Origin of the sequence: Mesorhizobium sp. M1A.F.Ca.IN.020.03.2.1 (assembly GCF_004023205.1) — a bacterium.
GTDB lineage: Bacteria > Pseudomonadota > Alphaproteobacteria > Rhizobiales > Rhizobiaceae > Mesorhizobium.
This window is the reverse complement of the sequence record NZ_RZSV01000046.1, coordinates 19,093-32,336: the sequence shown is the minus strand read 5'-3', so window position 1 is coordinate 32,336 and position 13,244 is coordinate 19,093. Positions and strand designations below refer to the sequence as shown.

Here is a 13,244-nt window from a genome sequence, read left to right as displayed (position 1 = left end):
GCCAAGGCCACCGCCACGTTCAACATCCGCTTCAACGACACTTGGGATGCCGAGACCGTCCAGGCCGAGATCCACAACCGGCTCGACCAGGCGGCGGGCCGCAAGAAATATCGGCCGGGCAAGAAGACCGCCGTTGACTACGAGGTTGTCTGGCGCGACCGGCCGAGCCATGTCTTCCTTACCCGCGACGAAAAGCTGATCGACACGCTGAGCGGTTCCGTGGCCGCGGTGGTCGGCAAGAGGCCTTCGCTCTCCACCTCCGGCGGCACTTCGGATGCGCGTTTCATCAAGGATTTTTGCCCGGTGGTCGAGTTCGGGCTGGTCGGCAAGACCATGCACATGGTCGACGAGCGCGTGGCGGTCGCCGATCTCGAGACGCTGACAGGGATATACGAGCGCTTTATCGAGGACTGGTTCGGACAAGGTCTGACGTGACCATGCTCTCAACGGACGAAACCTTTGCTTCGCTGGCCGGCGCCTGGCGGCTGATGCTCGGCAGGGCCGACGGCCTGCGCATGCTCGATCTGTCTGCGGACGGTTTCTGGAATTCCTTCTTCGCCATCGTCGTGGCGGCGCCGGCGCTGATCGTCGGCTGGGTCGGGATCGCCAATGAGATAGGCGATCCGAATGCGTTCGCCGGGCGGCTCGGCATGCTGCTCCGGCTGGCAACCGTCGACATCGGTTCCTGGGTGCTGCCGCTGGTGGCGCTTGCGCTGGTCGCGCCGCGCGCCGGCATCGGCAGCCGCTTCGTCCACTACGTCGTCGCCTCCAACTGGGCCTCCGCGATCATCGCCTGGCTGATGCTGCCGTCGGCGCTGCTGAGGCTGTTCCTGCCCTCGACCGACGAGGTCAGCGGCCTGGTCTCGCTGCTTCTGTTCGCGCTGTCGATGGTGCTGACCTGGCGCATGACCAACGCGACGATCGGCAAGGGCGCGGCTGCCGGCACCGCGGTGTTTGTCGGCATGTTCGTCGCCTCGCTGCTCGTCTTGTTCGGGCTGCAGGCGCTGCTCGGCATCGACATTCCGGACGGCGCGAGGGGCTAGGTCTCCGCGTCCTCTGCCGCGGCGGGGTTGTCAGCCGTCGCCGGATAATCCACCCCGACCAAGAACAGGCCGCCGGGCGGCGCTACCTGTCCGCAGGCTGCCCGGTTGCGCGCTTCGAGCGCTGCCTTGAGATCGGCGGCGCTCCAGGAGCCGTCGCCCACCCTGCGCAGTGAGCCGACCATCGAGCGCACCTGGTTGTGCAGGAAGGAGCGCGCCGAGGTTCGCACCTCAATGAGATCTCCGGCGCGGGTGACATCGAGACGGTCAAGCGTGCGCACCGGGCTTTCGGCCTGGCACTGGGTGGAGCGGAAGGTGGTGAAATCGTGCCGCCCGAGCAGCACCTTCGCCGCCTCGTGCATGGCCTCGGCATCGAGCCGTTTCGGTACCCACCAGACCTTGCCCTTTTCAAGCGCCGACGGGGCGCGGCGGTTGAGGATGCGATAGAGATAATGGCGGCCGGTGGCCGAAAACCGCGCATCGAAATCGTTGGCGACGACGGCAGCCTTGAGGATGGCGATGCGCGCGCCGGCTGCCTGCAGATGGGCGTTGACGGCGTCGCGCACCTTGTCGCCCGCCCAGTCCCTGGCCAGATCCACATGGGCCACCTGGGCGGTCGCGTGCACGCCGGCATCGGTGCGGCCGGCGGCACGTATTCGCACCTCTTCGCCGCAGAACTTTTCGATCGCCTGCTCGATCGCCTGCTGCACCGAAAGCTGGTCCGCCTGATGCTGCCAGCCGGCGAATTGGCTGCCGTCATATTCGATATCGAGTCGAAAACGCGGCATGCCAGCTCTGCGTTCGCGCTCGCCTAGGCGGCCAGCGCGGTGAAGGCCGAAGCGTATAGCAGTCTGCCGGCCTCGGGCGCGTCGCCCCAGGCCAGCGCCTGCAGCGCCTCGCCCTGGTATTCGCTCTCGAATTTCTCGGCGCGGGCGTGGGTGTAGCCGAAGCGGCCGTAATAGGCCGGATCGCCGAGCACCACCGCCAAAGCCTCGCCGGCTTCCTTCAGGCGGACATGCGCCTCGCGGATCAGCGCGCCGCCGATGCCGGTGCCGTGGAAGGACGGCTCGACGGCCAGCGGCGCCAGCGCCACGGCCGCGAAGCGCTTGCCGCCGTTCTGCACAAAAAGCCTGGAAAACAGGATGTGGCCGACGACCTGGCCATCTTCTTCCGCAACCAGCTCGACGACGGCGTCGCCGCCGGTGACCAGCGCATCGACCAGGCCGGCCTCCGCCTGCTGGCCGAAGGCATGCTCTTCGACGAGGCGGATCGCCTCGCGATCCCGCGGCGTCGCCGCACGTATCGACATCATGCTCATTGGAGTTTCGTTCCTTTTTCGATCTTGGCCCCGCGCAAAAACTCCTGCGCGGCGGCGGGCCTTCCACCCGCCCGTTGAACTTCAACCAGCCGCACCGCGCCTGACCCGCAGGTGACCGTCAGCCGATCATCGAGAATACCTCCCGACTCGCCGACGCCGTTGGAAAGCGTCGAGCGAAGCAGTTTCAGCCGCTCCACGCGGCCACCAATTTCGACCTCGCACCACGCGCCCGGAAAGGGCGAGAGGCCGCGAATGTGATTGTGGACTTCGCCGGCAGGCCGCGTCCAGTCTACGCGTGTCTCCGATTTATCGATCTTTCGCGCATAGGTCACCCCTTCCGTCGCCTGCGGGGCAAATGTCAGACAATTTATCCCCAACTGTGCGAGCGCATCCACCATCAGCGAGGCGCCTCGAGCCATGAGGAGGTCATGCAATTCCCCGGCGGTCATATCGGGACCAATGGCGCATTTTTCAACCAATGCCACCGGGCCGGTGTCCAGCCCCTCTTCCATGCGCATCACCATCATGCCGGTTTCGACATCGCCGGCCATGATGGCGCGCTGTATGGGAGCAGCACCGCGCCAACGCGGCAAAAGTGAGGCATGGCCGTTGAGGCACCCGAGCCTGGTGGCCTCAAGAACGGGTTCCGGCAGAAGGAGGCCATAGGCGACGACCACGGCGACATCGGCCCGCAAACCGGCAAAGGCCTGCTGCTCGGTCTCTGCCTTGAGCGATGTCGGCGTGCGCACCTCGAGCCCGAGCCGTTCCGCCTCGCGCTGCACGGGCGAGGGCGTCAATTCCAACCCGCGCCGGCCGGCGGCGCGCGGCGGCTGCGTATAGACGGCGGCAATCTCGTGGCCGGCCTCGGCGATGGCGCTGAGCGTCGGCACGGAAAACTCCGGCGTGCCCATAAAGATGACGCGAAGGGGCATTTCTCCTGCCATGCTATGTTCAGGCGTCGGCTTCAAACGGGTTCACGAGCTTCAGGCCAAGCTCGTCGAAGTCGCGAACATTGCGTGTCGCAAGCGTAGCGTCATGGGCCAGACAGATAGCCGCAATCATGGCATCGGAAAGACTGACCGGACGACCGAGATTTTCCCGCATTGCCCGAAGCTTGCCGGTAAGGCGAGGTACCGAGCCAGCAAAGTCAACGATGCGACCCGAAAACTGCTTCGAGATCAGATGGTCGAGAGCACGAACGTGCCGATCAGAGCCGGTCTTATTCAGAAATCTCTCGGCGCCGAAAGATTGTTCCATGAGGACCGGGCCGCACAGGTAAAGATTGAGCAGATCCTGTTTGCGAAACCATTCGACCACGTTCGGATCAGGTGTGATCCTGCTTGCTTCGGAAACGACGTTGGTGTCGAGAATAATCAATCGAAACCCTCGACCAAGGGGCCAAAGTCCTGTTTCCTCGCAGCTTCGATTTCAGCCATTGTCTCAGCAAACTCGTTGTCAATTGCGCTTTCGTTTGCGAATGCGGAGCGGATACTCTCCCATGCTGAGAAGTTTGGCTCTAGCCTTCTTTCCTTTTCCACACTCATGCCCTTCCACAAAAGATCGATGGCTTTGCCCGATAGGCTCTGGCCGACTTTTCGAGCGGCTTGCTCAATTTCGCGCTTTAGGGGTTCTGGTACATTTCTGATTAGCATATCGCTCAAGGCTAAACCTCCAAATTGATATCATGATATCATGGTTAAGCGATTTGCTCAATCATACCCAGCACGGGTTTGCGCGGCGCTGAAGACTCTTCGGTAACTAAGTTCGAATGCTTTCCTCATATGATTCGGGCCTCTTGCCCCTTCGGAGCCATTCATATGAAGACTCGTCAAAAGACATTTGGGGCGTGTCGTACGCCAGGTTCAAATCGCTCGATGAGGAATCTACGAAGGGCGAGTTGTCCAAACGACGTGAGCGGGCATTAGCTGTCTACCTCACGCCGCTTTTTGCAGTGGCATTAGTCGTGGTTTTGATATTCTCGCCAAAGTCTCGCGCGCTTGCGTTTGAGTTGGGTTCCAAAGCCATCGAAGTCGGGAAAGACTGGATCCTGCGTGGAATGCTCGAATGAGGTTCAGCCCGCCATCTTGCCCGGCGCCTTGTCCTTGGCGAGCTTCTTGAATTTCCTGACCACCATGTCGCGCTTCAGCTTCGAGATATGGTCGATGAACAGCACGCCGTTAAGATGGTCGATCTCGTGCTGCAGGCACGTCGCCATCAGGCCTTCGGCCTGCATCTCCTGCAGCTTGCCCTCGCGGTCGAGATATTTCACCCGCACCGCCGCGGGACGCTCGACCTCGGCATAGTAGTCAGGGATCGACAGGCAGCCTTCCTCATAGACCGAGCGCTCGTCGGAGCTTTCGAGGATTTCCGGATTGATGAAGACATGCGGCGCCGGCGGCTCGCCTTCCTTGGCGAGGTCGATGACCAGCAAACGCCGCGGCTCGCCGACCTGGATCGCCGCCAGCCCGATTCCCGGCGCGTCATACATGGTTTCCAGCATGTCGTCGGTGAGCTTGCGCAAGTCACCGTCGACGCGCTCGACCGGTTTGGAAACCTGGCGCAGGATTGGATCGGGAAGGATGATGAGCGGCTTGATCGACATGGCGTCTCACCTAAGACGTCGATGGAAAAGCGTCAACCGGGGCGGCTTTGACTTGTTCACGTTTTGATCTGTGCCAGCAGAGCGAATCGGTTATGCTGCCCAAATGAACGACATGACCTCGATCCTTTCGCAGCCCGTCGCGCGGCTCGGCGCCACCACGATCAGGCTCGGCGAGACGCTTGGCTTCGGAGCGCTGCTGCTGCTGACGCTGTTCCTGGCGCTCGTCATCGCGTTGTGGCGCGCGGGAAAGGCGCGCGCGGCGGCGGCGGCGGAAGCGGCCGACCATGCCCGCGACACCGAGGCCAGGATGGCGGACATTCTGCAGGCGCAGGCCGAGATGCAGGGTCGCATGGGCGCTATCGCCGAAGTGTTCGGCGCCAGGCAGGCCGAGCTCACCCAATCGCTCGGACAGCGGCTCGACGCCATGACCGGCCGTCTTGGCCAGACCATGGCCGAGCAGACCAAGTCGACGCATGAGAGCCTGGCCAAACTGCAGGAGCGGCTGGCGGTGATCGACACGGCGCAGGGCAACATCCAGTCTTTAGCCGGACAGGTCGTGCAGCTGCAGGCGATCCTCTCCAACAAGCAGACTCGCGGCGCCTTCGGCCAGTCGCGCATGGAGGCGATCATTGCCGACGGCCTGCCGCACGGCGCCTACGAGTTCCAGGCGAGCCTTTCCAACGGCAGCCGGCCCGACTGCCTGGTGCGGATGCCGAACGGCGCGCCGATGCTCGCCATCGACGCCAAGTTTCCGCTGGAGGCCTGGAATGCCATTCGTGCCGCCGAAGCCGCCGACTTGCAGAAGGCGGCGGCGCAGGCGTTCCGGCGCGACATCGAGGTGCATATCCGCGACATCGCGGAAAAATACCTGATCCAGGGCGAGACGCAGGACACCGCCTTCATGTTCGTGCCCTCGGAATCGGTGTTCGCCGAGATTCACGAGAATTTCGAGCCCGTGGTGCAGAAGGCGCACCGCGCCCGCGTCGTCATCGTCTCGCCGTCATTGCTGATGCTGTCGATCCAGGTCATCCAGGCGATCCTGAAGGACGCGCGCATGCGCGAGCAGGCGCATCTGATCCAGGGCGAGGTCATCCGCCTGATGGAGGACGTGGCGCGAGTCGACGAGCGTGTGCGCCGGCTGCAGACGCATTTCGGCCAGGCGGCCAGGGATATCGACGACATCCTCGTCTCGACGACGAAGGTCACCAAACGCGGGCAGAAGATCGAGGCGCTGGAGTTCGCCGAGGGCGAACCCGAACCGCCACGCGGTCCTGCCAAGGTGGAGGCGGGCGCACGCGTGGCCGATTCCAAGACGGGTCAGCTCAGGCTGCGCGTCGTCGAAGGCGACGACTGAGCTGCCGTAACTCCGTTACTGCTCCTCGATGGTGGTGATGCCTTCGATCTCCGGCAGCCAGTGCAACGCCGAGCGGTGCCAAACCTGTCTTCTCGGCACCAGCTGGTCGCGCTGGCGCGCCGTGCCCACCCGAATGCCGTAGATTTTCGGTCCATCGCCAACCGACGTGGCATAGAGATGCGATCCGCATTCGCCGCAAAACCCCTGAGCGCGCCTGGCGCCGCTGGATCCGGTCTTGATGTAGACCTTCGGCGTGCCCTTGGTAATCCGGTAATCCTCTTCTGGCGAGCCCACCGTCACGCGAAAGGCCGTTCCCGTCAGTTGCTGGCAATCGGTGCAATGGCAGATCGAGGTCTTTTCGGGATCGACCTCCGCTTCGTAGGTGATGGCGCCGCAATGACACCCGCCGTCGATTCTCATTCGGCATGCTCCCAAAAGATTGCTTCGCTCAAATCTAATCCTCTTCGGAGGTCCCGGCGATAGCCTTACGCCTGCGCTCCCATGTGCCAGTCGCCTGCGGCTTGACGAACAGCCTGGTGATTTCGGGCATGTCGCTTTTCAGTCGCGCCTCCAGGCGTTCAACGCAGGCTTCGATCTCAGGCGCCGTGAGATGATCTTCGAATTCGATGCTTAGGCCTGCGACGATCTCCTCCGGGCCGATATGGACGCTCAGTATGCCGTTCGCCCGCTGCACGGCCGGCTCTTCCTGAGCGATCGCCAGAACCTTGCGCTGCACCTCGGGCGAAGCGGGCTCACCGATGAGCAGACCCTTGCTCTCGCGCGCCAAGAAGATGGCGGTGGCGCCCAGGATGACGGCGATGCCGATCGAGCCGGCGCCGTCGAGCTCGGGGATCGCCAGAAGTTCAGACGTAAGGATGCCCGCGAAGGCGACGACGAGGCCGAGCAGCGCCGCGCTGTCCTCGAACAGCACGGTGTAGACGCTGGGGTCCTTGCTGCGGCGCACCGCCTGAAACCAGCCCTGCTTGCCCTTTTGCTGGCGGAACTCCTTCAGCGCCACCAGCCAGGAACTGCCTTCGAACAGAAAAGAAAGACCAAGCACGATGTAGTTGACCTTGGCGTTGACGACCGGTTCCGGCGCGATGATGTGTATCACGCCCTCATAGAAGGAAACGCCCGCGCCCAGCGCGAAAACCAGAAGCGCGACGATAAAGCTCCAGAAATAGAGTTCGCGCCCATGGCCGAGCGGATGCGTGCGGTCGGGCGGGCGCGCGGCGCGGCGCATGCCGTAAAGCAGAAGCGCGCCATTGCCGGTGTCGACCAGCGAATGCACGCCCTCCGACAGCATGGCTGAAGAGCCTGTGAAGAATGCTGCGGCGAATTTGGTCATGGCGATCGCAACATTGCCGGCGAGCGCGGCGTAGATCACCCTTTTCGAGCCGCTATGCCCTGCCATGCGCTTCCGATCCTCTTCCAAGTGGGAGCTCAGCGGCCGCCGCCCAAAGCTCCACCGACAATGCGCCAGCCGCTCCGAGGTTCAGATGCCCCTATGCATTTCTGTTGCCTGATCGATCCCGAGGTCGCGGGATGAAGGGAAAACGGTTGACATAGCGCAAGCCGGCTTTCGAAGCTGCAAGCGGCCTCTTGCGGTCGGGCGCTTCTCTTGTTTCACTTGTGTCGCCCACAAATCGGAGGAGCGAATCATGGCGAAAGGTGCGATGAAGGCGGGCAAGGAACCCCGCAAGCCGAAAAAGGACGCCAAGAAACCGGCCGCGGCCCCGGCTCCGAAGGCGCCGCCGGTCAAGGCGATGCGCATCAAGGAGAAGTAGGCCGTCAGCGCGGCCGATCCGTCTCGATGCGGATTTGAACCGGCGGCATGCCGAATGCTGCCGGTGTTTTGTTGATTGGGGTACAGAACTCACTATATCGGTACCGCGAGGACGACCTCGCTTCCCCGAAACCCGGCCGGGACGACCCGCCACGTCAAACGTCGAGCATTCGATGCTCGATCGATGGAGCGTTCGCGATGTCCTGGATCTTCCTTTTCTTCGCCGGCCTGTTCGAGATCGGCTGGGCGATCGGCCTCAAATATACCGATGGTTTCTCGAAGCCGCTGCCAACCGTGCTCACGATCGTCTCGATGATCGTCAGCCTTGGCCTGCTCGGGCTTGCGTTGAAGACATTGCCCGTCGGCACGGCCTATGCGGTATGGACCGGCATCGGCACTGTCGGCACGGCCTTGCTCGGCATCTGGCTGCTCGGCGAGCCGGCGACCGCAGTGCGGCTTGCCTGCATCGGCCTGATCGTCTGCGGCATCGTCGGGCTGAAGCTCGTCGGCTGATGCAGCACGAACGCGTTCAGGGCCGCTCCTGGCGACCCTGATTCATTTTTCGAACGAACTCGAACCTAGCGGGCCGAGAAGCCAGGAGGCGTGCGACCGACGCGCGCCTTGCGGGCGGCGTAGCGCGCATCGCGCTTGGCCTTGCGTTCGGCCTCCTCGGCGAGCAGGCGGGCGATGCGTTCGGTTTCCTCGGCTTCGCGGATCTTGGCCTCGGCAGCCGCCGCCTCTTCGGCAGCAATACGGGCCGCTTCGGCCGCTGCCTCGCGTTCAGCCTTCTCGGCCGCTTCGCGCGCCAGCTTTTCCTGCTTCAACCGGGCCTTTTCGGCCTCGCGGATAGCACGGGCCTCGAGGATCGCCTTGCGTTCCGCCTGACGCGCCAGAACCGCTGGATCGTCCGCCGCCGGCTTTGACTTGAAGCGCTCCAGGAGCGCCTTCTTTGCCTCGTTCGCGGCGTTGCGCCGCTCGAATATGTCTTTTTCCCTGTAAATAGCCAAGTCCACTTCCCTGAAGTCAATTCGCGACGCTTACATACGCGCGAAAGCGGTGAGTTCAAGCGCCAAAACGGTATGCCAGCCATGAAAATCTGGGCTGTTGCCGTCGGGATACGTCGTCGCGGCGCGATGCACTGTTCACAAATCGCGCCTCTGGCGGCTCTGGGGGCCGGTCGCTACCTCTAGCGCCAACAATCAACGCCCAAGCGGCGCATCAGGATGCATGAAAATGGAACTTGGCCTCTACACTTTCGCGGATGTCAGCCCGGAGCCGGGCCCCGGCGCCATCGGCCCGCACGAACGGCTGCGCAACCTGATCGAGGAGGTCGAGCTGGCCGACCAGGTCGGTCTCGACGTGTTCGGCCTCGGCGAACACCATCGCCCCGACTATGCAGCCTCGGCGCCGGTCGTGGCGCTGGCCGCGGCCGCGGAGCGGACGAAGCGGATCAAGCTCACCAGCGCGGTCACGGTGCTTTCTTCCGACGATCCGGTGCGGGTCTTCCAGCAGTTCGCGACGCTCGACCTTCTGTCCGGGGGCCGCGCCGAGATCATGGCCGGGCGCGGCTCCTTCATCGAATCGTTTCCGCTGTTCGGTTACAATCTCGAGGACTATGACGAGCTCTTCGCCGAGAAGCTCGATCTCCTACTTGCCATCCGCGACCAGGTGAAGGTGACGTGGCAGGGCAAGCTGCGCGCGCCGATCAACGGCCGCGGCGTCTATCCCCGACCTTTCCGGGACAAGCTGCCGATCTGGATCGCTATTGGCGGGACGCCGCAGTCCGCCGCCCGCGCCGGCGTGCTCGGCCTGCCGCTGGCGCTTGCCATCATCGGCGGCGAGCCGGCCCGCTTCGCGCCGCTGTTCGAGATCTATCGCGAGGCGGCAAGGCGCGCCGGCAACGATCCCGCCTCGCTCGCGACCAGCTTGAACGTGCATGGCTTCGTCGGCGAGACGACCGAGAAGGCGGCCGACGATTTCTACGCACCGCAAGCCGAGGTGATGAACCGCATCGGCCGTGAGCGCGGCTGGGGGCCGACCTCGCGGGCGCATTTCGATCAGGCGCGCGGGCCGAACGGCGCGCTGTTCGTCGGCGATCCCGAACAGGTGGCGGAAAAGATCGTCGCCCAGCACAAGATCTTCGGCAACGACCGCTTCCTGTTGCAGATGGCGATCGGCACCATGCCGCATGCCAAGGTCATGAAGGCGATCGAGCTCTACGGCACCAAGGTGGCGCCGGTCGTGCGCAAGGAAACGGTGAAGGCCGCGCCGGCGCCCGTCGCCTGAGCACGCCTGCCCAGCAAGATGCGCCCTCACCGCCGGCTAAGGAACCTTGGCGGCGGCGCGTACGTTTTCCTCGGCGATCGCGAGGGAACGGATGAAGGTCGAAACGAGCGCTTCGGGTTCGAACGTTGCCGAAAGCCCGGACGAGCGCGCCAGCGCCCGCGCCGAATTGCGCCTGATTCGATTGCTGCTGATCGGCATCTTCGTGCTGATAACGATCGCCGCGCTTTATTTCGCCCGCGCCTTCTTCATGCCGGTGATCCTCGCCTTCCTGCTGGCGCTGACGCTGACCCCGATCGTGCGCTTCCTGCGCAAGCGCGGCATCCCCGAGGTGGCCTCCGCGACACTGCTGGTGTTGCTGTCCCTCTTCGTCTTCGCCAGCGCCGGTTACCTGCTCAGCGGCCCGGTCATCGACCTCATCAACAACAGCTACTCGATCGGCGAGCAACTCACCGAGCGGCTGGCGCCTTTCAAGCGTCCGCTCGAGAGGGTCATGGATCTCTCGCGTCAACTGCAGGCCCTGACCGAGACATCGCAGGAACCGGGTGTGCAGAAGGTCGCGCTGGCGCCGTCCGGCATCCTGTCGACGGCGGCCAGCAACATTCTGGGAGCCGGCACGAGCATCACCCTCGTCTTCGTGCTGTCGCTGTTCCTGCTCGCCTCCGGCACCTTGTTCTACGAGAAGATCGTCCAGTCCTTCGCCCACCTCAGCGACAAGAAGCGCGCGCTGCGCATCGTCTACGACGTCGAGCACGAGATTTCCCATTACCTGCTTACCGTGGCGGCCATCAACGCCGGCCTCGGCACGGTGATCGGACTTGGCCTTTGGGGACTTGGGATGCCGAACCCGCAGGTCTGGGGCGCGGCCGCGGCGCTGCTCAACTTCCTGCCCTATGTCGGCGGGCTGATCACCTTGCTGCTGGTCACGATCATCGCGCTGATCAGCTTCGATACGATCCCCTACGCCCTGCTGGCACCCGCCTTCGTTTTGTTGTGCGACATCGTCGAGGGCCAGTTCGTGACCCCGACGGTGGTCGGCCGGCGGCTCGAGATAAACGCGGTGGCGATCTTCATCGCCATCGCCTTCTGGTCATGGCTCTGGGGTTTCGTCGGCGCGCTGATGGCGGTGCCGCTGCTGGTGGTCATCAAGGTGTTCTGCGACCATTTCGATGGCCTCAGCCATGTCGGCAATTTCCTCGCCGCGCAGCAGACCATGGCGATCGACGACGAGGCCGGCGATAACAACCACAAATCCGGCGCGTGAGGCCTGGCCCAATCTGCATGTCCGGCCGGCTGTTTGCGGCGCCCATGGCGAGTGCCTATATCGGTCCGGTCTAACCGGACCCGCCTGCATGAATGACTTCGGTCTCGCGCTGCGCAACAACCGCCTGTCTATCCACCATCTCGGCGGCCGCAGCGAGCAGCGGGAAATCGCCTCGGCGACCGAACTCGCCGACGTGCTGGAAGGCCAGTTCGCCATCGTCATTCCCGACCGCGCCGAATTCGAGGCCCGGTTGCGGCAGAAGCAAATCGTGGAGACCTGACCAATGACGGCCCTTTCGGTTCTCGACCTGTCGCCGATCACGCAAGGCAGCGATGCCTCGCGGTCGCTGGCCAATTCGCTCGACCTTGCCTGCCATGCCGAGCGGCTTGGCTACAAGCGCTACTGGCTCGCCGAGCACCACAACATGCCGGGCATTGCCAGTGCCGCGACGTCGGTTGTCATCGCCCATATCGCCGGCGGCACCAAGACTATCCGCGTCGGCGCCGGCGGCATCATGCTGCCCAACCATGCGCCGCTGATGATTGCCGAGCAGTTCGGCACGCTGGCAGCACTTTTCCCCGGCCGCATCGATCTCGGCCTCGGTCGCGCGCCAGGCACCGATATGATGACGGCGCGGGCGCTTCGCCGCAACCTGGAGGCCAGCGACAACTTCCCCCAGGACGTGGTCGAGCTGATGGGCTATTTCCAGCCGGCCGAGGAAGGTCAGCGCATCCGCGCGGTGCCGGGCGAAGGCCAGGACGTGCCGGTCTGGATCCTTGGCTCCAGCCTCTATGGCGCGCAGCTCGCGGCGCTGCTTGGGCTGCCCTATGCTTTCGCCTCGCATTTCGCGCCGGCCGAACTCGACCACGCGCTGGAGGTCTATCGCACTCGCTTCCAGCCGTCGGCGCAGCTCGACAAGCCTTATGTGATGCTCGGCCTCAATGTCTTTGCGGCACCCACCGATGCCGAGGCGAAGCTTTTGTTCACCTCGCTGCAGCAGGCCTTCGTCAACCTGCGCAGCGGCCGGCCCGGCCAGCTGCCGCCGCCGGTCGAAAACTACGACCGCGACCTTGATCCCGTCGCCAGATCCATGCTGGCCCAGGCGCTGTCCTGTGCCGTCGTCGGCGCGCCGGAGACGGTCCGCCAGGGCATCGACGCCTTCGTGCGCCGCACCGGCGCCGACGAATTGATGGTGACGGTTCGACCACACCGCGCGGGTGCGCTCCTTCGAGATCCTCGCGGACGTGCGCAGATCGATGTCGCAAGCCGCCTGACCGCTGGCCGCCTGTCGACCGGGGGGCGCAAGCGATCGCGGAAAACACATCTTTCTGAAGCTCCACGGAACTCCGTTCGCAGGCATTCACGCCCGGATCATAGCGACTGCGACGTTTTTGCCCGCGCCGGATTTACCTCGGTCCGGGCGTATCGGGCGGCAAATCGGCCGCAAAATTGGCGATTTAGCACCGTTCCCGGCAGGGGATCGGCTTGGTGGATGCGTTGCGCAGGATGCTTGCGCCTCGTGCCGCCTGTTCTTATATACGCGCCAACCGCCCGGCCTTGAAAACCCGGGGACCGTGGCGGAATTTCTTGTGAACAG

At 64.0% G+C, this 13,244-nt stretch carries 17 protein-coding genes and 1 pseudogene; 9 read left to right on the top strand and 9 right to left on the bottom strand.

The genetic code is table 11. The features are described 5' to 3' along the window. Together EOA79_RS10340 and EOA79_RS10335 are read left to right on the top strand one after the other, a co-directional pair. On the top strand, positions 1-435 hold a 435-nt coding region (locus EOA79_RS10340; protein WP_128293001.1), incomplete at its 5' end, for a M20/M25/M40 family metallo-hydrolase. Positions 436-437: 2 nt separating this feature from the next. Beyond that, positions 438-1,043: a transporter gene (locus EOA79_RS10335; protein WP_095776835.1), complete on the top strand. Its 606-nt coding sequence runs from the start codon at positions 438-440 to the stop codon at positions 1,041-1,043. Here the strand turns inward: EOA79_RS10335 and truA are convergent. The 6 genes from truA to def all read right to left on the bottom strand — a co-directional run bounded on the left by truA (position 1,040) and on the right by def (position 4,960). Continuing rightward, entirely contained in the window at positions 1,040-1,828 is a 789-nt protein-coding gene (gene truA, locus EOA79_RS10330; RefSeq protein WP_128293000.1) for a tRNA pseudouridine(38-40) synthase TruA, read from the bottom strand. The two genes, EOA79_RS10335 and truA, sit on opposite strands and share 4 nt — an antisense overlap. Before the next feature lie 23 nt (positions 1,829-1,851). Further along, positions 1,852-2,358, bottom strand: coding sequence for an N-acetyltransferase (locus tag EOA79_RS10325; protein WP_067323775.1), 507 nt, complete (start codon positions 2,356-2,358; stop codon positions 1,852-1,854). Continuing rightward, the gene (gene fmt, locus EOA79_RS10320; protein WP_095825481.1) at positions 2,355-3,290 is read right to left on the bottom strand and encodes a methionyl-tRNA formyltransferase; all 936 of its coding nucleotides are present in this window, start codon (positions 3,288-3,290) and stop codon (positions 2,355-2,357) included. The genes EOA79_RS10325 and fmt overlap by 4 nt, the downstream gene beginning before the upstream one ends. 19 nt (positions 3,291-3,309) lie before the next feature. Further along, complete coding sequence (locus EOA79_RS10315) at positions 3,310-3,735, bottom strand: type II toxin-antitoxin system VapC family toxin (protein ID WP_095825480.1); 426 nt, start codon at positions 3,733-3,735, stop codon at positions 3,310-3,312. Beyond that, positions 3,732-4,010: a plasmid stabilization protein gene (locus tag EOA79_RS10310; protein WP_082953832.1), complete on the bottom strand. Its 279-nt coding sequence runs from the start codon at positions 4,008-4,010 to the stop codon at positions 3,732-3,734. Before EOA79_RS10310 ends, EOA79_RS10315 begins: the two co-directional genes overlap by 4 nt. 419 nt (positions 4,011-4,429) lie before the next feature. Beyond that, a complete protein-coding gene (gene def / locus EOA79_RS10305) occupies positions 4,430-4,960 on the bottom strand; it encodes a peptide deformylase (RefSeq protein WP_067323765.1) in 531 nt (176 codons plus the stop codon). Positions 4,961-5,063: 103 nt separating this feature from the next. Here def and EOA79_RS10300 point away from each other — a divergent pair, with 103 nt between their 5' ends. Beyond that, positions 5,064-6,314 (top strand): DNA recombination protein RmuC, encoded by a 1,251-nt coding sequence (locus EOA79_RS10300; RefSeq protein WP_095825478.1) that lies wholly within the window; start codon positions 5,064-5,066, stop codon positions 6,312-6,314. A gap of 15 nt (positions 6,315-6,329) precedes the next feature. On the opposite strand, the gene EOA79_RS10295 is transcribed toward EOA79_RS10300, so the two are convergent. Both EOA79_RS10295 and EOA79_RS10290 read right to left on the bottom strand, forming a co-directional pair. Further along, the gene (locus EOA79_RS10295) at positions 6,330-6,734 is read right to left on the bottom strand and encodes a GFA family protein (RefSeq protein WP_127334701.1); all 405 of its coding nucleotides are present in this window, start codon (positions 6,732-6,734) and stop codon (positions 6,330-6,332) included. Between the two features lie 34 nt (positions 6,735-6,768). Then, positions 6,769-7,728 carry a cation diffusion facilitator family transporter gene (locus EOA79_RS10290; protein WP_095825574.1) on the bottom strand — a complete coding sequence of 320 codons (960 nt, stop codon included), beginning with the start codon at positions 7,726-7,728 and terminating at the stop codon, positions 6,769-6,771. 247 nt (positions 7,729-7,975) lie between these two features. On the opposite strand from EOA79_RS10290, the gene EOA79_RS34090 reads away from it, so the two are divergent. Beyond that, positions 7,976-8,101, top strand: a complete 126-nt coding sequence (locus tag EOA79_RS34090) for a hypothetical protein (protein ID WP_082953831.1) — start codon at positions 7,976-7,978, stop codon at positions 8,099-8,101. A 197-nt stretch (positions 8,102-8,298) separates the two neighbouring features. Further along, positions 8,299-8,613 (top strand): quaternary ammonium compound efflux SMR transporter SugE, encoded by a 315-nt coding sequence (sugE, locus tag EOA79_RS10280; RefSeq protein WP_095825476.1) that lies wholly within the window; start codon positions 8,299-8,301, stop codon positions 8,611-8,613. Between the two features lie 65 nt (positions 8,614-8,678). Here the strand turns inward: sugE and EOA79_RS10275 are convergent, their stop codons facing one another. Further along, entirely contained in the window at positions 8,679-9,107 is a 429-nt protein-coding gene (locus EOA79_RS10275; RefSeq protein ID WP_067323757.1) for a DUF6481 family protein, read from the bottom strand. Positions 9,108-9,333: 226 nt separating this feature from the next. Here EOA79_RS10275 and EOA79_RS10270 point away from each other — a divergent pair, with 226 nt between their 5' ends. The 4 genes and pseudogenes from EOA79_RS10270 to EOA79_RS10255 all read left to right on the top strand — a co-directional run bounded on the left by EOA79_RS10270 (position 9,334) and on the right by EOA79_RS10255 (position 12,921). After that, positions 9,334-10,386 carry an LLM class flavin-dependent oxidoreductase gene (locus tag EOA79_RS10270; RefSeq protein ID WP_095799007.1) on the top strand — a complete coding sequence of 351 codons (1,053 nt, stop codon included), beginning with the start codon at positions 9,334-9,336 and terminating at the stop codon, positions 10,384-10,386. A gap of 91 nt (positions 10,387-10,477) precedes the next feature. Next, on the top strand, positions 10,478-11,647 hold the full coding sequence (locus EOA79_RS10265) for an AI-2E family transporter (protein ID WP_067003075.1): 1,170 nt from the start codon (positions 10,478-10,480) through the stop codon (positions 11,645-11,647). Between the two features lie 88 nt (positions 11,648-11,735). Next, positions 11,736-11,927 (top strand): hypothetical protein, encoded by a 192-nt coding sequence (locus EOA79_RS10260; protein WP_245322439.1) that lies wholly within the window; start codon positions 11,736-11,738, stop codon positions 11,925-11,927. 3 nt (positions 11,928-11,930) lie between these two features. Next, positions 11,931-12,921, top strand: a pseudogene (locus EOA79_RS10255) (LLM class flavin-dependent oxidoreductase). Positions 12,922-13,244: the final 323 nt, after the last annotated feature.